The 17101-nt window shown below is 69.2% G+C and carries 19 protein-coding genes; 14 read left to right on the top strand and 5 right to left on the bottom strand.

The features are described 5' to 3' along the window. Positions 1–106: 106 nt before the first annotated feature. Positions 107–1540, bottom strand: coding sequence for a D-alanyl-D-alanine carboxypeptidase/D-alanyl-D-alanine endopeptidase (dacB, locus tag QFZ47_RS11470; RefSeq protein WP_307655741.1), 1434 nt, complete (start codon positions 1538–1540; stop codon positions 107–109). 8 nt (positions 1541–1548) lie between these two features. Then, complete coding sequence (locus tag QFZ47_RS11465) at positions 1549–2139, bottom strand: NUDIX hydrolase (protein WP_307655740.1); 591 nt, start codon at positions 2137–2139, stop codon at positions 1549–1551. A 79-nt stretch (positions 2140–2218) separates the two neighbouring features. Here QFZ47_RS11465 and QFZ47_RS11460 point away from each other — a divergent pair, with 79 nt between their 5' ends. The 6 genes from QFZ47_RS11460 to pyrF all read left to right on the top strand — a co-directional run bounded on the left by QFZ47_RS11460 (position 2219) and on the right by pyrF (position 7043). Continuing rightward, positions 2219–2983: a DeoR/GlpR family DNA-binding transcription regulator gene (locus tag QFZ47_RS11460; RefSeq protein WP_307655739.1), complete on the top strand. Its 765-nt coding sequence runs from the start codon at positions 2219–2221 to the stop codon at positions 2981–2983. A 67-nt stretch (positions 2984–3050) separates the two neighbouring features. Continuing rightward, a complete protein-coding gene (locus QFZ47_RS11455) occupies positions 3051–4067 on the top strand; it encodes a DMT family transporter (RefSeq protein ID WP_307655738.1) in 1017 nt (338 codons plus the stop codon). Next, a complete protein-coding gene (gene tsaB, locus QFZ47_RS11450; RefSeq protein WP_307655737.1) occupies positions 4060–4779 on the top strand; it encodes a tRNA (adenosine(37)-N6)-threonylcarbamoyltransferase complex dimerization subunit type 1 TsaB in 720 nt (239 codons plus the stop codon). The genes QFZ47_RS11455 and tsaB overlap by 8 nt, the downstream gene beginning before the upstream one ends. Continuing rightward, positions 4776–5318 carry a ribosomal protein S18-alanine N-acetyltransferase gene (rimI, locus tag QFZ47_RS11445; RefSeq protein ID WP_307655736.1) on the top strand — a complete coding sequence of 181 codons (543 nt, stop codon included), beginning with the start codon at positions 4776–4778 and terminating at the stop codon, positions 5316–5318. The genes tsaB and rimI overlap by 4 nt, the downstream gene beginning before the upstream one ends. After that, positions 5315–6085 carry a uracil-DNA glycosylase gene (locus tag QFZ47_RS11440; protein WP_307655735.1) on the top strand — a complete coding sequence of 257 codons (771 nt, stop codon included), beginning with the start codon at positions 5315–5317 and terminating at the stop codon, positions 6083–6085. The genes rimI and QFZ47_RS11440 overlap by 4 nt, the downstream gene beginning before the upstream one ends. A 136-nt stretch (positions 6086–6221) precedes the next feature. Further along, positions 6222–7043: an orotidine-5'-phosphate decarboxylase gene (gene pyrF / locus QFZ47_RS11435; RefSeq protein WP_307655734.1), complete on the top strand. Its 822-nt coding sequence runs from the start codon at positions 6222–6224 to the stop codon at positions 7041–7043. A gap of 118 nt (positions 7044–7161) precedes the next feature. Here the strand turns inward: pyrF and QFZ47_RS11430 are convergent, their stop codons facing one another. Further along, positions 7162–7896 carry a helix-turn-helix domain-containing protein gene (locus QFZ47_RS11430; protein ID WP_015867820.1) on the bottom strand — a complete coding sequence of 245 codons (735 nt, stop codon included), beginning with the start codon at positions 7894–7896 and terminating at the stop codon, positions 7162–7164. A gap of 141 nt (positions 7897–8037) precedes the next feature. On the opposite strand from QFZ47_RS11430, the gene QFZ47_RS11425 reads away from it, so the two are divergent. The 7 genes from QFZ47_RS11425 to QFZ47_RS11395 all read left to right on the top strand — a co-directional run bounded on the left by QFZ47_RS11425 (position 8038) and on the right by QFZ47_RS11395 (position 14526). Further along, complete coding sequence (locus QFZ47_RS11425) at positions 8038–8895, top strand: hypothetical protein (protein ID WP_307655733.1); 858 nt, start codon at positions 8038–8040, stop codon at positions 8893–8895. Positions 8896–8963: 68 nt separating this feature from the next. Then, on the top strand, positions 8964–10952 hold the full coding sequence (locus QFZ47_RS11420; RefSeq protein ID WP_307655732.1) for an MFS transporter: 1989 nt from the start codon (positions 8964–8966) through the stop codon (positions 10950–10952). 148 nt (positions 10953–11100) lie between these two features. Next, the gene (locus QFZ47_RS11415) at positions 11101–11604 is read left to right on the top strand and encodes a YiaA/YiaB family inner membrane protein (protein WP_307655731.1); all 504 of its coding nucleotides are present in this window, start codon (positions 11101–11103) and stop codon (positions 11602–11604) included. A 38-nt stretch (positions 11605–11642) separates the two neighbouring features. Next, positions 11643–12101 (top strand): hypothetical protein, encoded by a 459-nt coding sequence (locus QFZ47_RS11410; protein WP_307655730.1) that lies wholly within the window; start codon positions 11643–11645, stop codon positions 12099–12101. Beyond that, entirely contained in the window at positions 12098–12895 is a 798-nt protein-coding gene (locus QFZ47_RS11405; protein WP_307655729.1) for a DUF2145 domain-containing protein, read from the top strand. Before QFZ47_RS11410 ends, QFZ47_RS11405 begins: the two co-directional genes overlap by 4 nt. A 30-nt stretch (positions 12896–12925) precedes the next feature. Continuing rightward, entirely contained in the window at positions 12926–14047 is a 1122-nt protein-coding gene (locus QFZ47_RS11400) for a zinc ribbon domain-containing protein (protein ID WP_307655728.1), read from the top strand. A 98-nt stretch (positions 14048–14145) separates the two neighbouring features. Then, the gene (locus tag QFZ47_RS11395) at positions 14146–14526 is read left to right on the top strand and encodes a DUF3597 domain-containing protein (protein WP_124959031.1); all 381 of its coding nucleotides are present in this window, start codon (positions 14146–14148) and stop codon (positions 14524–14526) included. Between the two features lie 77 nt (positions 14527–14603). On the opposite strand, the gene QFZ47_RS11390 is transcribed toward QFZ47_RS11395, so the two are convergent. Continuing rightward, entirely contained in the window at positions 14604–15386 is a 783-nt protein-coding gene (locus tag QFZ47_RS11390) for an SDR family NAD(P)-dependent oxidoreductase (RefSeq protein WP_307655727.1), read from the bottom strand. Between the two features lie 136 nt (positions 15387–15522). On the opposite strand from QFZ47_RS11390, the gene QFZ47_RS11385 reads away from it, so the two are divergent. Next, positions 15523–15891 (top strand): hypothetical protein, encoded by a 369-nt coding sequence (locus tag QFZ47_RS11385; RefSeq protein ID WP_307655726.1) that lies wholly within the window; start codon positions 15523–15525, stop codon positions 15889–15891. A gap of 15 nt (positions 15892–15906) precedes the next feature. On the opposite strand, the gene tgt is transcribed toward QFZ47_RS11385, so the two are convergent. Further along, the gene (tgt, locus tag QFZ47_RS11380) at positions 15907–17100 is read right to left on the bottom strand and encodes a tRNA guanosine(34) transglycosylase Tgt (protein WP_307655725.1); all 1194 of its coding nucleotides are present in this window, start codon (positions 17098–17100) and stop codon (positions 15907–15909) included. Position 17101: the final 1 nt, after the last annotated feature.

Raw genomic sequence — 17101 nt, 5'->3', positions numbered from 1 at the left:
TTGTGCCCCGCGCCGCGGGTTCGCTCGATGCGACGCCGACATGTCGCGGATCGACATGAGGCCAGGAGGCCGGCCGCCCGCAGCTTTCGATGGCTGGTCGCCGTTGCTAGTTGTCCTGCGAAGCCCAGTCCACCAGCGCGTCGAACGCGGCGCGCGCGGCGCCTGCGTTCTCGCCGTTGGCAATGGCCACCACCACGTAGCGCCGGCCGCTCGCGCCGTGCACATAGCCGGCCACGCCGGCCGCATCGCGCAGCGACCCGGTCTTCAGGTGGGCCGCGCCGCCCGAGCGCAGCGCACGCTTCCTGAGCGTGCCGTCCACCCCCATGGCGGGCAGCGACGACACCAGCTCCGGCATCAGCGGCGAGCGCCAGGCCACCTGCAGCATCTTGCCGAGCGCTGCGGCGCTGATGCGTTCGTCGCGCGAGAGGCCCGAGCCGTTGTCGAAGACCGGCGGCGCCTCGCCGGTGCCGATGCGCTCGCGCCACCACTGGCCCAGCGCGCTGCGCGAGGCCTCGAAGCTGCCGCGGTTCTTCTGCGCGAGCCCGAGCGTGAGGAAAACCTGCTGCGCCATCACGTTGTTGCTGTACTTGTTGATGTCGCGCACCACTTCCGAAAGCGGCGGCGAGCCGAACTCGAACACCGGCTTGAGCCCCGCCGGCACCCGGCCGTCGCGCATCTGGCCGCCGACGCGGCCGCCCATCTCGGCCCACATGCCGCCGATGGCGCGCAGGCCGTAGGTGCGCGGATCGGCATAGGCCACGGCCCAGCTCTTCTCGCCGCAGGCGGCCGGCAGGGCGCCCAGGAAGCGGATGCGGTTCGGGTCGCTGAAGTCGGGCTTGAGCGCCGCGCGCCAGTCGCCGCATTCGCCGGGCGCGAGCGCCACCGTGGGCTGCATCGACACGCTGGCGAGCGGCGGCTCGTAGCTCACGCGCGCCTGCTGGCCGCCGCGCTCGGGCGTGAAGATCATGTTGACCGACTTGAAGTTGACCAGCAGCGCGTCGGGTGAGGCGTTGTAGGGCCGCAGCGGTTCGCCGTCGAAGGCGGCCGGGTCGTTCTCGATCGTGTTGTCGAAGGCGCTGCGGTCGAGCACGATGTCGCCGCTCACGGTGGTGATGCCCAGGCCCTGCACGCGCCGCAGCAGCAGCCAGGCGCGCTCCAGCACCAGCTTGGGATCGCCTTGGCCCTTGATGTAGAGGTTGCCGTTGAGCACGCCGTTGCTCACCGTGCCGTCGGCATAGACCGGTGTGCTCCAGCTGAAGGCCGGACCGAGCAGGTCGAGCGCGGCGTAGGTGGTGACCAGCTTCATGATCGACGCCGGGTTCACCGGCACCTGCGTGCGCCAGGCCAGGCGCGGCGGGCGCAGGCCGTCGGCATCGGCCACCAGCATCGTCACCGCGTCGCGCGGCACCTTGGCGCGCGCGAGGGCGGCCTCCACTTCGCCTGGAAAGGCCTGCTGTGCAAGGGCGCCCGGAACGGCCAGGGCGGTGAAGGAGAGCGCGCAGGCGGTGCGCAGGAAGGAGAGACGACGAAGAAGACGCATCGTGCCGATTATCTCGGCGGAAAAACATGCAGTTGCGCGTGATACAGCAGCATCACCGTCTTGGCGTCGGCGATGCGCCCGTCCGCCACCATGGCCAGCGCCTCGTCGATGCCGAGTTCGAGCACCTCGATGTCCTCGCCCTCCTCGGCCAAGCCGCCGCCGTCGCCGATGCGCATCGAAGGCTCGTATTCGGCGATGAAGAAGTGCAGCTTCTCGGTCACCGAGCCCGGGCTCATGAAGGCTTCGAGCACCTTCTGCACCGCGCCCAGGCGATAGCCGAGTTCTTCTTCCACCTCGGCGCGGATGCGATCCTCAGGCGCTGCGTTGTCCAGCAAGCCGGCCGCCGCCTCGATCAGCAGGTCGTCATGGCCGTTGACGAGGGCCGGATAGCGGAACTGCCGCGTCAGCAGCACCGTACGCTGCGCGAGGTTGTATGGGAGCAGCGTGGCGCCGTTGCCGCGGTCGTAGGTCTCGCGGTGCATGCGCTGCCACTGGCCGTCGTTGCGCCGCCAGTCGAAGGCGGTGGTCTTGAGCGTGTACCAGTTGTCGGAAAGCAGGGTGACTTCGTGCACCCGGACGCGGTCGTGGAGGGTCGTCATGGCGCGCAGCTTAGGCGCAAATTCGTGCAGAAACAAGAAAATTCGTGCAATCGGCAGTCCTGCCCGCTACCATCGCCCGATGCTCACCCGCCAGCGCAAGCAACACATCCTCTCGGTCCTGCAGCGCGACGGCAACGTCGTTGCCAAGTCGCTCAGCGAGGAGCTGGCGTTGTCGGAAGACACCATCCGGCGCGACCTGCGCGAACTGGCCGCCGAGGGGCTGCTGCAGCGCGTGCACGGCGGCGCGCTGCCGGTCGCCCCGGCCGAAGCCGACTTCGCGGGCCGCCTGCAGCTCGCGACCGCGGAAAAAGTGGCCATCGGCCGCGCCGCGGCGCGGCTGGTGCGGGCCGGGCAGGTGGTGTTCATCGACGGCGGCACCACGGCCGTGCAGATGGCGCGGCACCTGCCGGCCAGCCTGCGCGCCACCGTGGTGACGCACAGCCCGCCGGTAGCGGTCGAGCTGGCGGGCCATGCCGGCATCGAGGTGGTGCTGATCGGCGGGCGCCTCTTCAGGCATTCGATGGTGGCGGTGGGCGCCGCGGCCGTGGACGCCATTTCGCGCGTCCACGCCGACACCTGCTTCCTGGGCGTGACCGGCGTGCATGCCGAGGCCGGGCTGACCACCGGCGACGTCGAGGAGGCCGCGATCAAGCGTGCGCTCATGGCGGCCGCGGCCGAGACGGTGGTGCTGGCCTCGTCGGAAAAGATCGGCGCGGCTTCGGCCTGGGTCATCCACCCCGTCTCGGCCGCCACCAGCCTCTTGGTGTCGCCGGAAGCGCCCGCCGCCGCATTGGCGCCGCTGCGCAAGGCCGGGCTTGCCATCCTGCGCAGCGACGGCGGCTGACGCCCGCATGCGCCCGGCGATTCGCCCCAGGCCGGCGCGGCCGCGGCCTGCCCTGGATAATCGAGGAATGCCCGCCATGCCCCGTTTCTCGCCCCGCACGCTCGGCATCGGTGCGGCCGTGGTTACCGTGCTGGTCTGGACCGCCTTCATCGTGATCGCCCGGGCCTCGGCCGCGCGCTCGCTCACCCCGTTCGACCTGGCGCTGGCGCGCATTGGCGGTGCCAGCCTGGTGCTGGTGCCCTGGGGCGTCTGGATGGTCATGAAGGGCCGGCGGCAGAAGGACGGCACCGCGTCGTCGCTGTTCGGCCTGTCGCCGCTGTCGCTGCGGGTCACGGCCAGCGCCGGGATCTTCGGCGGCGTGGCCTATGCCCTGCTGGCCTACAGCGGCTTCTTCTTCGCGCCCGCGGGCCACGCCGCGGTGCTGATGCCCGGCAGTCTGCCGCTGTGGACCACGCTGCTGGCCGCCCTGGTGCTGCGCGACCGCATCACGCCGGGCCGCGCCTTCGGCCTCGTGCTGATCGTGGCCGGCGATCTGGTGGTCGGCGGGCGCAGCCTGCTGCATGCCTTCGAGGGCGGCGAGGTCTGGAAGGGCGACCTGCTCTTCATGGCCGCGGCCTTCTGCTGGGCCTGCTACAGCGTGGTGGCGCGCCGCCACGGGCTCGACGCCGTGCGCGCGACCATCGCCATCACCGTGTTCGCGCTGCTGGCCTACGTGCCGGTCTACAGCCTGCTGGTGGCGGGCGGCGCGGTCGTGAGCCGCATCGGCTCCGCGCCGTGGGGCGAGGTGGCGTTCCAGATGCTGTTCCAGGGCGTCGGCTCGGTCGTCGTCTCGGGTATTACCTTCACAAAGATGATCCAGTACTTCGGGCCGGTGCGCAGCACCATGATCACGGCGCTCGTGCCCGGCCTCTCGGCCTTCGGCGCGGTGATCTGGCTCGGCGAGCCGCTGCACTGGAGCCTGTCGGCCGGCCTGCTGCTGGTGACTGCCGGCATCCTGTTCGGCGTACAGAAAACATCGGCCGGTGGGCGCGCGGCTGCGCGGCCCGCGATGCCGGCCACCGCCACGGGGCGCCGCGATGGCTAAGCTCCTGGCTTTCGACACCAGCACCGAGCACCTGTCGGTGGCGGTGCGCCACGGCGAGCGCCTGTTCACGCACAGCGGGGCCGGCGGCGCGCAGGCGTCGAGCACGCTGATCCCGCTCATCCTGCAACTGCTGGCCGAGGCCGGGCTCGCACTGGCCGCGCTCGACGCCATCGCCTTCGGCCGCGGGCCGGGTTCCTTCACGGGCCTGCGCACCGCCTGCTCGGTGGCGCAGGGCCTGGCTTTCGGCGCCGGCGTGCCGCTGCTGCCGGTCGACACGCTGCTGGCCGTGGCCGAGGAGGCGCGCCACGCCTTCGGCGCACGCCAGGTGGTGGCGGTGCTCGACGCGCGCATGGACCAGCTCTATGCCGCGCGCTACGACTTCGATGCCGGCGGCGCGCTGGGCGGCACCGGCGACGAGCCGCTGCTGCTCGCGCCCGAAGCGCTGGAAGTGCCCGCCGGCTGGTCGCTGGCCGGCAATGCCTTTGCCGCTTACGGCCCGCGCCTGGCATCGGCCACGGCGCGCCACGAAGTGCTGCCGACGGCCACCGCCATGCTCCGGCTGGCGCCCGCGCTGCTGGCCGCGGGGCGCACGGTGGATGCGGCGCATGCCTGGCCGCTCTATGTTCGCGATAAAGTGGCGCAAACCACCGACGAGCGCGCCGCCATCAAGGCCGCCGCCCTGGCGGTTCCGCCTGTTGCCAGCAACCCATGAGCGCCGTCCTTCAGCCCGTCGAAGCCCGCCTCGAACCGCTCACCGTCGAGCGGCTCGACGCTGTCTGCGCGGTCGAGCAGACGGCCTACAGCCATCCGTGGACGCGGGCCAACTTCATCGATTCGATGGCGGTCGGCTACCACTGCCAATGCCTGCTGGCCCCGGTTGCCAGGCCGGACCTGGCGACGCCGCTCACCAGCCTCGGCGAAACGCTGATCGGCTACTTCGTCGCCATGAAGGGCGTGGAGGAGGTGCACCTGCTCAACATCACCGTGGCGCCGGTTTTCCAGCGCCAGGGATGGGCGCCGCTGATGCTCGAGGCGCTGACCGGCTGGTCGCGCGCGCAGGGTGCGCAGTGGCTCTGGCTCGAGGTGCGCCAGAGCAACCGGCGTGCGCTCGACATCTACATGCGCCAGGGCTTCCGCAGCGTCGGCGTGCGCAAGGGCTACTACCCGGCCCATGAAGGCAAGCGTGAAGACGCGGTCGTCATGAGCCTGCGATTGAATGAATCAGGCTCTGCCTGGGGAGCCTTGCGATGAACGCGGTACAGACACTGAAGCTCGACGCCCGCCGGCGCGCGATGCTCGACGAGATGGGCGTGAAGGTCTGGTGGCCGATGCCCGAAGTTGCCGAAGCCGCACCCGTGGCCGCGGAAATGGCTGCGGTCGCCGCGCCGCCGCCATCGGCTCGCGAGCAATCCGTGGACGAAGCGCCGGTCGCTGTGCCTGCCCCGGCCGCCAGGCCCGTTGCAGCACCGGCCCCGGCGGCACGCCCCGCGCCCGCGCTGCTCGCGCAGGGCGCTGCCGTGCTGGTCGACGCGCCTCGCCGCCTCTACGCCGAGGCCGCAGCCGAAGCGGCGCAAGGCGGCTGGCTCGTGGTGGCCGACATGCCGCCCGAAGCCGACGGCCGCCACGGCGAGCCCTTTGCGGGCGATGCCGGCAAGCTGCTCGACAACATGCTGCGCGCCCTCGGGCTGCACGACGGCAGGACGCCGGTGCACCTGATGCGCACGCACCGCGGCGTGGGCGCCGGCCAGCCCGGCAGTCCGCGTCCCATGGACGAGGCTTTCGGGGAACATGCCGCCGCGCTGGCGCCGAGCCTGGTGCTCGCCATGGGTCCGCTGGCCGCCCAGAGCCTGATGCAAAGCACCGATCCGCTCGGCAAGCTGCGCGGCCGCGCGGTGCCGCTGCCTTCGGCCAATGGGGTGCCGGTGGTGGCCACCTACCACCCGGCCTACCTGCTGCGGAACCCGGCCGACAAGGCCCGCGCCTGGGCCGACCTGTGCCTGGCCGCAGAACAAGGCTGACCCCCAGTCTTCGCGCACTTCGTGTCGCTGCGCCAACCCCCTTCCAGGGGGCAACACCAGCGGCCCGGCAAAGCCGGTTCCGCGGTGTTTCACGAATGGGCCGGGGAGCCTTTAGCGGCATCCTTAAAATCGACCCATGACTTTCCTCGACAAGCTGGCCACTGCACAGCAAAAAAACGGTTCGTTGCTCTGCGTGGGGCTCGATCCGGAGCCAGCCAAGTTCCCGGGGCAGCTCAAGGGCGACGCCAGCCGCATCTATGACTTCTGCGCGCGCATCGTCGACGCGACGGCCGGCCTGGTCATCGCCTTCAAGCCGCAGATCGCCTATTTCGCGGCCCACCGCGCCGAAGCCCAGCTCGAACAACTGATGGAGCACATGCGCCGCAACGCGCCCGATGTGCCCGTGATCCTGGACGCCAAGCGCGGCGACATCGGCTCCACGGCCGAGCAGTACGCCATCGAGGCTTTCGAACGCTACGGCGCCGACGCGGTGACCCTGTCGCCCTTCATGGGCTTCGACTCGGTGGCGCCCTACCTCAGGCACCAGGGCAAGGGCGCCTTCCTGCTGTGCCGCACCAGCAACCCCGGCGGCTCCGACCTGCAGGGCCAGCGCCTGGCGGACATCGAGGGCCAGCCCTTTCTCTATGAGCATGTGGCCAAGCTGGCGCAGGGCCCATGGAACCTCAACGGGCAGCTCGGCCTCGTGGTGGGTGCGACCTACCCGGCGGAAATCGAGCGCGTGCGCGAACTCGCGCCGACGGTGCCGCTGCTGATTCCGGGCGTCGGTGCCCAGGGCGGCGATGCGGTGGCCACGGTGCGCGCCGGCTGGCGCGCCGATGCGCCGATCATCGTGAACTCGTCCCGCGCCATCATCTACGCCTCCTCGGGCGACGACTTTGCCGAGGCGGCCCAAAAGGCCGCGCGCACCACGCGCGACGCACTAGAGGCCGCGAAATAAGGCTCGCCCCCAGGCTCCGCGCACTTCGTGTCGCTTCTCCAACCCCCTACCGGGGGCAACACCAGAGGCCCGGCAAAGCCGGTTCCTCGGTGTTCCTGGGGTGGCCGGCTGTCTGGCCTCAAGCTCTGCGCAGGCGCGTGAAAGCTTCGAACTCCCAGTTGCGCATGCCCAGCAGCAGCGTGTAGCCCTCGCGGTCCTTCGCGGCCAGCTTCTGGTCGGTCTGGTGCTGCTGCGCAAAGTCCTGCGCCACGCGCTGCAGGCGTTCGAGGAAGGCAGGCGCGAGCGAGCGGCTGATCTGGCCGTGCACCAGCAGCAGCCCCTCGGCCGGGCCATCGAAGCCGCCCGCGTAGTAGTCGAGCACCACGTTCTCGCGGAAGAACTCCATCACCGGGCCGTGCGGCCGCCAGCGAAAGGTCTTGGCCAGCTTCAGCCGGTAGCGGTTGAGCGGGCGCAGCTCGATGATGCCGATGCGGTCCAGCTGCGCCAGGCAGCCGATGCACTCGGCCTCGCTGATCCGGTAGGCCGCCACGATCTGCTCCAGCGTCCACTGGCTCAGCACGCTGATGGCCACGAGAAGCAGCTTCTTGTCCTTGACCACCGCCTTCTCCTGCTCGTGCGTGAGCTCCTTCAGCAGCGGCTGAGCGTCGGCCACGCGGCGCGCCAGCTCGGCGAAGTCGATCTTGAGCGCACGGCAGATCGCGTCGACGCGCGACAGCGGCATGTCGCTCTTGGCCAGCATGCGCTTCACGCTGGATTCGGCCATGTCGAGCGAGCGCGCCAGGTCGGCGTAGGTCATGCGGGCGCTCTTGAGTTCGTTCTTGAGGGCTTGGACGAGGTCGACAGTGGTGCTCATGAGGGTGATGATGCGGAAGGAGGTATTAAAAAAAGATACCGAAAGGTGTGAATTAGTGCCTCGTATCGATTCTCGATGCCTGTAGAGAGACTGGCAACTAAATTCCGCGGCTCGTACCACCCACCACCACCGAGGACCGCCATGCCTTTGCCCACCCTCAGCCGCCGCGAGCGCGGATTGCTCTTCACCTTTGCGCTGCTCGCGCTGGTGGCCCTGTTCGGCCCGGCGCTGCCGGCGGCCGATGTGGCCATTGCCTCGGTGTTCGCCGATGGCCGCAGCTGGCATGGCCTGCCCAACGCCATGGACGTGCTGAGCAACCTGCCCTTCCTGCTGATCGGCTTCTGGGGCCTGTACCGGCTCAACCGGATCGACCGGGCCCACCAGGAGGCGCTGGCGCAGTTCCCGCTGGCGCCGCCGGCCAACGATCCGCCGGACAACACGCTCGACTGCGCCTGGCTTTTCTTCGCCGGGCTGGTCGCCACCGCCGCGGGATCGGCCTTCTTTCACCTGCTGCCCGATGCCCACCGGCTCGCGGCCGACCGCGCCGGCATGGCGGTGGCCTTCGCGGGGCTGATCGGCATCGCGGTCTGCGAGCGCGTGAGCCAGCGCGCCGGCTGGCCGGCCGCCTGGTTCGTGCTGATGGCCGGACTGCTGTCGGCGGAGGTGTTCCAGGAAAGCGGCAACGTGCTGCCCTGGGCCATCGTGCAGTTCGGCGGCATGGCGCTGGTGCTCACGCTCGCGCTGGCGACGCCGATGCGCGGCGCGGTCGGGCTCAGGCTGGGTTGGGTGATCTGCTTCTATGCATTGGCCAAGGTCTTCGAGCTGGCGGACCACGCGATCTACGAGGCGACGCAGCAGGTGGTGTCCGGACACACGCTCAAGCACCTGACGGCATCGCTGGCGGGCCTGCCGGTGCTGGCGGCGCTGCGCAAGCTCGACATAAGCTGGCGCGCGACGTTGCTGCGGCACAATCCCGACGCAGCCGCCTTGACGATATAGGCTCGCCCCCAGTCTCCGCGCATTTCGTGTCGCTGCGCCAGTGTAGATAACAAGAGGAGATGTTTCGAATGACAACCCCCGCCGCTGCTGCCACTGCCGCCACCGCGCCGCACGAAGCGAACGCCCACGCCAACCAGTTCGCCTTGCTCAAGCAGCGGCGCTTCGCGCCCTTCTTCTGGACCCAGTTCGCCGGCGCGGCGAATGACAACCTCTTCAAGTTCGCCTTCACCGTCATGGTGACCTACCAGCTCCAGCTGAGCTGGATGCCGCCGGCCATGGCGGGCCTGGCCATCGGCGCGCTGTTCATCCTGCCGTTCTTGCTGTTCTCGGCCACGGCGGGGCAGCTCACCGACAAGTTCGACAAGACGAAGATGATCCGCTTCGTCAAGAACCTCGAGATCGCGATCATGCTGCTCGCGGCCTGGGGCTTCGTGCGCGCCGATGCGGTGGTGCTGCTGGGCTGCGTGTTCCTCATGGGCCTGCATTCCACGCTGTTCGGCCCGGTCAAGTTCGCCTACCTGCCGCAGGTGCTCGACGCGCGCGAACTCACGGGCGGCAACGGCATGGTCGAGATGGGCACCTTCGTCGCCATCCTGCTCGGACAGGTGGCGGGCGGGCTGCTGGTGGCGCTGCCGCAGATCGGCCACGCCACGGTGGCGGTGGCCTGCGTGCTGCTGGCACTGGTCGGGCGCGGCGTGGCCCAGGCCATTCCGCAGGCGCCCGCCACCGATCCGGGGCTGGTGATCAACTGGAACCCGTTCAGCGAGACGTGGCGCAACCTCAAGCTCGCGCACGGCAACATCGTGGTGTTCCGTTCGCTCTTGGGCATCTCGTGGATGTGGTTCTTCGGCGCGGTGTTCCTGAGCCAGTTCCCCAGCTTCGCGAAGGAGGTGCTGCACGGCGACGAGCAGGTGGCCTCGCTGCTGCTGGTGGTGTTCTCGGTGGGCATCGGCGTGGGCTCGCTGCTGTGCGAGACGCTGAGCCGCAGGCAGGTGGAGATCGGGCTGGTGCCGTTGGGCGCCATCGGCATGAGCGTGTTCGCCATCGACCTGTACTTTGCGTCGCGTGGTCTGCCGCCCGCACCCGCGGCAGCGGGTGCTCTTGCCTCCTCGGCGGTCATGGGCCTCGGCGCCTTCATGGGCCAGGCCGCGCACTGGCGCGTGATGGCCGACCTGGCGCTGCTGTCGCTCTTCGCTGGGCTGTACAGCGTGCCGATGTACGCGCTGATCCAGCTGCGCAGCCAGCCCACGCACCGCGCGCGCATCATCGCGGCCAACAACATCCTCAATGCGCTGTTCATGATCGGCAGCTCGGTCATTGCGGGCGCATTGCTCGGGGCCGGTTTCACGATTCCGCAGATCTTCCTGTTCACGGGCATTGCCAACGCGGTGGTGGCGTTCTACATCTTCATGCTGGTGCCCGAATACCTGCTGCGCTTCATCGCGTGGATGCTGTCGCACTTCGTCTACCGCTTCGAGATCAAGGGCGACGAGCACATTCCCACCGAAGGCGCCGCGGTGCTGGTGTGCAACCACGTGAGCTTCATCGACGCCATCCTGCTGATGGCCGCGAGCCCGCGCCCGATCCGCTTCATCATGGACCACCGGATCTTCAAGGTGCCGGTGCTCGGCGGGCTGTTCAGGCTGGCCAAGGCGATTCCCATCGCGCCGCAGAAGGAAGACCCGGCGGCCTACGAAGCGGCCTTTGCCAAGGCGCTGGGCGTGCTGCGCGAAGGCGATCTGCTGGCCATCTTTCCCGAGGGCGCCATCACGCGCGACGGCCAGCTGCAACCCTTCAAGGGCGGCGTGATGAAGATCATCGAAAGCGCGCGCGCCGAAGGCATCGAGCCGCCGGTGATTCCGATGGCGCTGACCAATCTCTGGGGCTCGTACTTCAGCCGCATCGAGTTGCGCGGCGGCGAGAACGTGGCCATGGCCAAGCCCTTCCGCCGCGGCTTCTTCAGCCGCGTGGGGCTCAACGTCGGCCATGCGGTGCCGCCGGTCGAGGTGCGGCCCGAGGCGCTGCAGCAGCGCGTGAGCGGATTGCTGGCCGCCTGAGGCGCGGCCTCTCCGGCGCGCAAGGTGCCGGAAAGTATCTTTTCGAGATACCCATAGCGGCCCAAACCGGAACTGGTCGAAGCATTCGAGCCCCGCGGTGCGGGAGCGAACCATCATTCGCTCACCTTCACTACGCCGCGAGGCACTCATGCAACCCTTCCCCTCCACCACCGTTTCGATCCAGCGCGACACGCGGGCCTGGCAGTTCCAGGTCTGGGCTTCGTTCGCGATCGCCGTGTTCCTCTGTGCCACCGGCCTGAGCTGGCTGCCGGGCGAGGCGCTGGACCGTGCGTTCATGGTGATGGGCTATGTGTTCTGCCTGAGCACCGCCTTCATGCTGGCCAAGTTCATTCGCGACAACCAGCACGCGAACGCCGGCGGCACGGCGAGCCGCGACGTGCCGATGTGGCGCCTGGTGGTCTGGGGCAGCTTCTTCACCGCAATGGGCCTGACCGGCTGGGGCCTGGTCCGCATGGAGATCAACGACGCCTACAAGGCCTTCCTGGGCGTGAGCTGGCTGTTCCTGATCAGCTCGGCCTTCACGCTGGCCAAGACCCTGCGCGACCGCCATGAAGCCGATCTGGTCGAAGCGCGGCTGCAAGGCCGCCGCGCCGCGCGCCAGGAAGCCGCTGCTGCCGGCTCGGCCGAATGAGCGCCGCATTCCTCTTCATCAACCCACGAAAGACCGCCATGAAAAAATCTGTTGCTGCCCTTCTGGTCGCCGCCTGCACCGCGTTCGCTGGCGCCATGCTGCCTCTTCATGCCCAGGCGCAGAGCGAGGCTTCGGCCGAACTCTCGCTGCTGCCGGTGGCCTCGGTCGTGGGGGCCGCTTCGGCGGTGGGCGCCTCCGCGACGGCCGTGGTCGCGCTGCCCGCCGCGCTCTCGGTGGGAGGCTCGATGCTCACGGTGGTGGCGGTCGAGGCCTCGGCCGACGGCACGGTCTACCTGCTGGAGCGCGCCTCGGACGGCGCGCGTGCCAGCGTCAAGGTGATGGGGCGCGCCGCCAATGGCGTGTCGGCGGCGGTCGGCACGGGCGTGCTGGTCAGCGTGATCGGCAGCGGCGTCGTGCTGTCGGCCGCGGGCGAGGTGCTGGCCTTCGTGCCCAATGCCATCGGCCGCGCGCTGCTGCACAACGAGAGGCTGTCGTGAAACGCGCGCTCTTCCCTGCACTGCTGCTTGCGCTCGCGGCGGCATTGCCGCTGCAGGCGCAGGCCGGCCGCTCCTGCGAGCAGGCCCGGCCGACCGCGGCGCTGATCGCCAAGGGCATGCAGATGGCCGAGCGCACCTCGCAGCAGCTCGATGCGAGCGGCGCGCGCGTCGTGCTGCTGGCGCGCGCCGGGCAGGACCTGGGCAAGTACGGTCTGCGCTATTCGCACCTGGGCATCGCCTACAAGACCGACGAGGGTCCGTGGCGCGTGGTGCACAAGCTCAACCAGTGCGGCACCGCCGTGGCCGCCGTTTACCGCCAGGGGCTCGGCGAGTTCTTCCTCGACGACCTGTGGCGCTACGAGGCCGCCTGGGTCGTGCCCACGCCCGCCGTGCAAATGCAGCTGCTGGCCGCGCTGCACGAGCCGCCTGCGCGCATCGTGCGGCTGAACATCGCGCCCTACAGCATCGTGAGCTACGCCTGGGGGCAGAAGTACCAGCAGTCGAACCAGTGGGCAGTCGAGACGCTGGCCGCGGCCATGGAACCCACCACCATCGGCAGCCGCGTGCAGGCGCAGGCCTGGATGCAGTTCAAGGGCTACGAACCGACGACACTGCGGCTCGGCCCGCTCACTCGGCTGGGCGGCCGCGTGGGCTCAGCCAATGTGACCTTCGACGACCATCCGAACGAGAAGCGGTTCTCGGACCGCATCGAGACGGTGACGGTCGATTCGGTGTTCGCGTGGATGCCGCGCGCGGGGCTCGGCGCGGCGCCGGTGGCGTTGAAGCTGCAGTAAGAAATTCCTTTCTCTCACCGAAAGAATGAAATGAGCAAGTCATTGCGTCTGTCCGAAAAATGGTTTCGCCGTGGGCTCTGGCTTGTGGCGCTGGTGTTCGCGAGCTTCCTGATCGGGCTCGGCGGCGCCGTCGTGAACGACCTGCCGCGGGTCGAGCGGGTGCTTCAGCTCGACGATTTCATCGACCGCCCCGCGGCCGAGCCGCTGCGCAGCACCATCAAGGCGTCGGAGGCCACCGAGCTGCAGGCCACGCGGCAGTTGGAGCAGATCCGCCTGCAGCAGAGCGCCGCACGGCAGGCCAGCGCCAACGCCCGCGAGACCTTCGGCAACTGGATCGCCACGCGGCGGGCCACCGCGCAGCCCGACCAGGACACGGAGCTGATCGTGCGCACCAAGGCGCTCGATGCCTTCAAGCAGAAGGAAGACGAGGTCCAGCGCCTGGCCAATGCGCAGCAGCAGATCGTGCTCGACGCGCGCCAGGCCGAGCAGCGCGCCCGCGAGGCGCTGTCGCTGCTGGAGCGCGATGCGCGCAAAAAGCTCGATGCCGAGTACCGCCGTGTCGAACTGCGCGTGTTCGCCTACCGCCTGGTGCTCACGCTGCCGCTCCTGGTCGTGGCCGGCTGGCTGTTCGCGAAAAAGCGCAAGAGCACCTATTGGCCCTTCGTCTGGGGCTTCATCTTCTTCGCGCTGTTCGCCTTCTTCGTCGAACTGGTGCCCTACCTGCCGAGCTACGGCGGCTATGTGCGCTACGTGGTGGGCATTGTGGTCACGGTGCTCGTGGGGCGCTATGCGATCGTGGCGCTCAACGCCTACCTCGCGCGCCAGAAGCTCGCCGAGCAGCAGCCCGACCAGGTCCGCCGCGAGGAGCTCAGCTACGACGTCGCGCTCGCGCGGCTCGGCAAGGGCGTGTGCCCCGGCTGCGAACGCCCGGTGGACCTGAAGAACGACGGGATCGACTTCTGCCCGCATTGCGGCATCGGCCTGTTCGACCATTGCGGCCAGTGCGAGGCGCGCAAGAGCGCGTTCTCGAAGTTCTGCCATGCCTGCGGTACATCCGCTCTGCCGCGCGTGCCGCAGGTGGCGGCTGGCGGATCGGCGTCCGGGTCTGTGGATTCGTTCACGCCCGGTGGACCGCTGAAGCCGGCCGTGTAGCGGCGGCGCCGCATGCGCGTGCTACAACCGCCGGCTGCGGCACATACAGACGCTGCCGCGGTTTTCAGTCAGCCATCAACCTCGACGGAGCAAAAAGCATGAGCATTTTCGGCAGCATCCTTTCCAAGATTTTCCCTTCCGCGAACGCCGCCCCCGCACCTGCTGCTCCGGCAGCCCCTGCGCCCGCAGGCGCACCGGCCGCCGCGGCACCGCCCCCCGCCATCACGGTGGTGGACGTCGAGGCCCTGCTCGACGGCATGCCCGGCGCGAGCAGCCTGAACTGGCGCACGTCGATCGTCGACCTGATGAAGCTGCTCGGCCTGGACAGCAGCCTCGACGCGCGCAAGCAGCTCGCCGCCGAGCTGAGCTACGGCGCCGACACCAGCGACAGCGCCAAGATGAACATCTGGCTGCACCGCCAGGTCATGACCAAGCTCGCGGCCAATGGCGGCAAGGTGCCTGCAGAACTGCGGGACTGAGCAAACCACCTGCGGCCCGGCGAAGCCGGTTCCGCGGTGTTTCCCGAAGAAGCCTCGCGCGTTGCGCGAGGCTTTTTTCATGTCCAGCCGGCATCCACCACGTAGTCCTGCGCGGTGCACATCTTCGAATCGTCGGCCGCCAGGAACAGCGCCATCGCCGCGATATCTTCCGCCATCACGCGCCCCGGCAGGCATTGCGACGCATCGATCTCCGCGGCCGACTCGGGCTTGACCCACAGCTTGATCTGCCGCTCGGTCATCACCCAGCCCGGCACGATCGAATTCACGCGGATGTTCTGCTTGCCCAAGTCGCGCGCCAGCGAGCGCGTGAGGCCGCGCGCGGCCGCCTTGCAGGCCTGGTAGACCGGGTAGCCGCGGCCCTTGATCATCCAGCTGATCGAGCCGAAATTGATGATCGAGCCGCCGCCGAGTGCGCGCATGTCGTCGGCCACGGCCTGCGCGGCAAAGAACTGGTGCTTGAAGTTGACGGCCACGAGGCGGTCGAAGTCCTCGCTCGTGACGTCGGCCATCTCGTGGCGCCGGTCGTTGGCGGCATTGTTGAGCAGCACGCCGATCGGGCCGAATTGGGCGCGCACCGAGGCGATGGTGGCCGCCAGCGCCGCCGTGTCGGTCACGTCGCACGCGATGAACAATGCGGGCGTGTCGCCCTGCAGCTGCGCCGCGAGCGCGATGCCGGCGGCCGCGTCGAGGTCGCAGAAGCCGATCTTCGCGCCCTGCGCATGGAAGGCCCGCACCAGCGCCTCGCCAATGCCGCTCGCACCGCCGGAGATGAAGACGGTGCGGCCGGCCAGCGAGGGATAGCGGGCGGTGTAGGGCGAAAGTGGTGAGGCGTCGGTCATGTGAATGCAGCAACAGCGATGGACACGGGCGGCAAGCGTACCGGATGGGCGTGCCCCTGCCGAGCGAGGGGCCGCCGGCCGGCGTATGGCTTACGGCGAATGGCCGGCGCGGGCACGCGCGGCTACGCTCCTCTCCATGACGACGAACACGCTTCCCCGCCGCACCCTGCTTGGGGTCGCGCTACTTCCCGCCGCGCTGGCGGTGCGCCCCGTGCGCGCCCAGGCGGCGGCATCCGTGCAGCTCTTCAAGCTGGTCTCGCCGCGCGACGAGGTGATCGTGGGCGCCGATGCGGCGCAGCTGGGCCCGGGTTCCAACCCTGCCGTGGAACGGCTGGCCGCGCAGCTTTCGGCCAAGGGCCAGCTCACGCTCTGGCAGTACGCCTCGCACAAGGACGCGGGCGGCGCGCTGGTGCAGGCGCCGCTCAAGCAGATCGTCGTCTTCAGGAACGAGCTGCTGCGCATCGAGCCCTACGCCACGCCGCTCGCGATCCAGCCGCCGAAGTAGCCTGGCCCCGGCGCGTCAGATGCCGCGCGCGCGCTCGGACTTGAAGCGCGCGCGGAATTCCGTGAAGGTGCCCGCCTCGAGCGATTCGCGGATCTCGCGCATCAGGTTCAGGTAGTAGTGCAGGTTGTGGATGGTGGCGAGCATCGGGCCGAGCATCTCGGCGCAGCGGTCGAGGTGGTGCAGGTAGGCGCGGCTGAAGCCTTCGCGCCCGCCGTCGTTCCACGCCACGCCCGGGCTACCGGAGGGGCCTCGCGGTGCGCCGGCGCAGGCGTAGCAGGTGCAGCTCGGGTCGATGGGCTGCGGATCGTTCTTGTGGCGCGCATTGCGCATCTTCAGGTCGCCGAAGCGCGTGAACAGCGTGCCGTTGCGCGCATTGCGCGTGGGCATCACGCAGTCGAACATGTCGACGCCGTCGGCTACGCCCTGCACCAGGTCTTCCGGCGTGCCCACGCCCATCAGGTAGCGCGGCTTGTTCGCGGGCAGCCGGTGCGGCGTGTGGCCCATGATGTGCAGCATCTCCTCCTTGGGCTCGCCCACGCTCACGCCGCCGATGGCATAGCCCGGAAAGTCCATCTCCACCAGCGCCGCGAGCGATTCCTCGCGCAGGTTCTCGAACATGCCGCCCTGCACGATGCCGAACAGCGCGTTCGGATTCTCGAGTCGCGCGAACTCGTGCTGGCAGCGTCTGGCCCAGCGCAGGCTCAGCTCCATCGAGATGCGCGCCTCGGCCTCGGTCGTGATGTGGCCCTTGGTGTCGTAGGGCGTGCACTCGTCGAACTGCATCACGATGTCGCTGTTGAGGATGGTCTGGATCTGCATCGAGACCTCGGGCGTGAGGAACAGCTTGTCGCCGTTGACGGGCGAGGCGAACTTCACGCCCTCCTCGCTGATCTTGCGCATCGCGCCCAGCGACCACACCTGGAAGCCGCCCGAGTCGGTGAGGATGGGCTTGTTCCATTTCTCGAACTGGTGCAGCCCGCCGAAGCGGGCCATCACGTCGAGGCCGGGGCGCATCCACAGGTGGAAGGTGTTGCCCAGGATGATCTGCGCACCCATCTCTTCGAGGCTGCGCGGCATCACGCCCTTGACCGTGCCGTAGGTGCCCACGGGCATGAAGATCGGCGTCTGCACCACGCCATGGTTGAGCGTGAGCGTGCCGCGGCGCGCGTGGCTGTCGGCGTCGGTCTTGAGGAGTTCGAAGTTCAGCATG

Source organism: Variovorax paradoxus (assembly GCF_030815975.1).
In the GTDB taxonomy this organism is placed as follows: domain Bacteria; phylum Pseudomonadota; class Gammaproteobacteria; order Burkholderiales; family Burkholderiaceae_C; genus Variovorax; species Variovorax paradoxus_N.
The sequence above is the reverse complement of the archived record's forward strand: the minus strand, read 5'-3'. Positions and strand labels throughout refer to the sequence as shown.

Excerpts from the sequence above, each read along its gene's own strand:
- dacB (WP_307655741.1), bottom strand. The coding sequence starts at position 1,540 with ATGCGTCTTCTTCGTCGTCTCTCCTTCCTGCGCACCGCCTGCGCGCTC.
- QFZ47_RS11465 (WP_307655740.1), bottom strand. The coding sequence starts at position 2,139 with ATGACGACCCTCCACGACCGCGTCCGGGTGCACGAAGTCACCCTGCTT.
- QFZ47_RS11460 (WP_307655739.1), top strand. The coding sequence starts at position 2,219 with ATGCTCACCCGCCAGCGCAAGCAACACATCCTCTCGGTCCTGCAGCGC.
- QFZ47_RS11455 (WP_307655738.1), top strand. The coding sequence starts at position 3,051 with ATGCCCGCCATGCCCCGTTTCTCGCCCCGCACGCTCGGCATCGGTGCG.
- tsaB (WP_307655737.1), top strand. The coding sequence starts at position 4,060 with ATGGCTAAGCTCCTGGCTTTCGACACCAGCACCGAGCACCTGTCGGTG.
- rimI (WP_307655736.1), top strand. The coding sequence starts at position 4,776 with ATGAGCGCCGTCCTTCAGCCCGTCGAAGCCCGCCTCGAACCGCTCACC.
- QFZ47_RS11440 (WP_307655735.1), top strand. The coding sequence starts at position 5,315 with ATGAACGCGGTACAGACACTGAAGCTCGACGCCCGCCGGCGCGCGATG.
- pyrF (WP_307655734.1), top strand. The coding sequence starts at position 6,222 with ATGACTTTCCTCGACAAGCTGGCCACTGCACAGCAAAAAAACGGTTCG.
- QFZ47_RS11430 (WP_015867820.1), bottom strand. The coding sequence starts at position 7,896 with ATGAGCACCACTGTCGACCTCGTCCAAGCCCTCAAGAACGAACTCAAG.
- QFZ47_RS11425 (WP_307655733.1), top strand. The coding sequence starts at position 8,038 with ATGCCTTTGCCCACCCTCAGCCGCCGCGAGCGCGGATTGCTCTTCACC.
- QFZ47_RS11420 (WP_307655732.1), top strand. The coding sequence starts at position 8,964 with ATGACAACCCCCGCCGCTGCTGCCACTGCCGCCACCGCGCCGCACGAA.
- QFZ47_RS11415 (WP_307655731.1), top strand. The coding sequence starts at position 11,101 with ATGCAACCCTTCCCCTCCACCACCGTTTCGATCCAGCGCGACACGCGG.
- QFZ47_RS11410 (WP_307655730.1), top strand. The coding sequence starts at position 11,643 with ATGAAAAAATCTGTTGCTGCCCTTCTGGTCGCCGCCTGCACCGCGTTC.
- QFZ47_RS11400 (WP_307655728.1), top strand. The coding sequence starts at position 12,926 with ATGAGCAAGTCATTGCGTCTGTCCGAAAAATGGTTTCGCCGTGGGCTC.
- QFZ47_RS11395 (WP_124959031.1), top strand. The coding sequence starts at position 14,146 with ATGAGCATTTTCGGCAGCATCCTTTCCAAGATTTTCCCTTCCGCGAAC.
- QFZ47_RS11390 (WP_307655727.1), bottom strand. The coding sequence starts at position 15,386 with ATGACCGACGCCTCACCACTTTCGCCCTACACCGCCCGCTATCCCTCG.
- QFZ47_RS11385 (WP_307655726.1), top strand. The coding sequence starts at position 15,523 with ATGACGACGAACACGCTTCCCCGCCGCACCCTGCTTGGGGTCGCGCTA.
- tgt (WP_307655725.1), bottom strand. The coding sequence starts at position 17,100 with ATGCTGAACTTCGAACTCCTCAAGACCGACGCCGACAGCCACGCGCGC.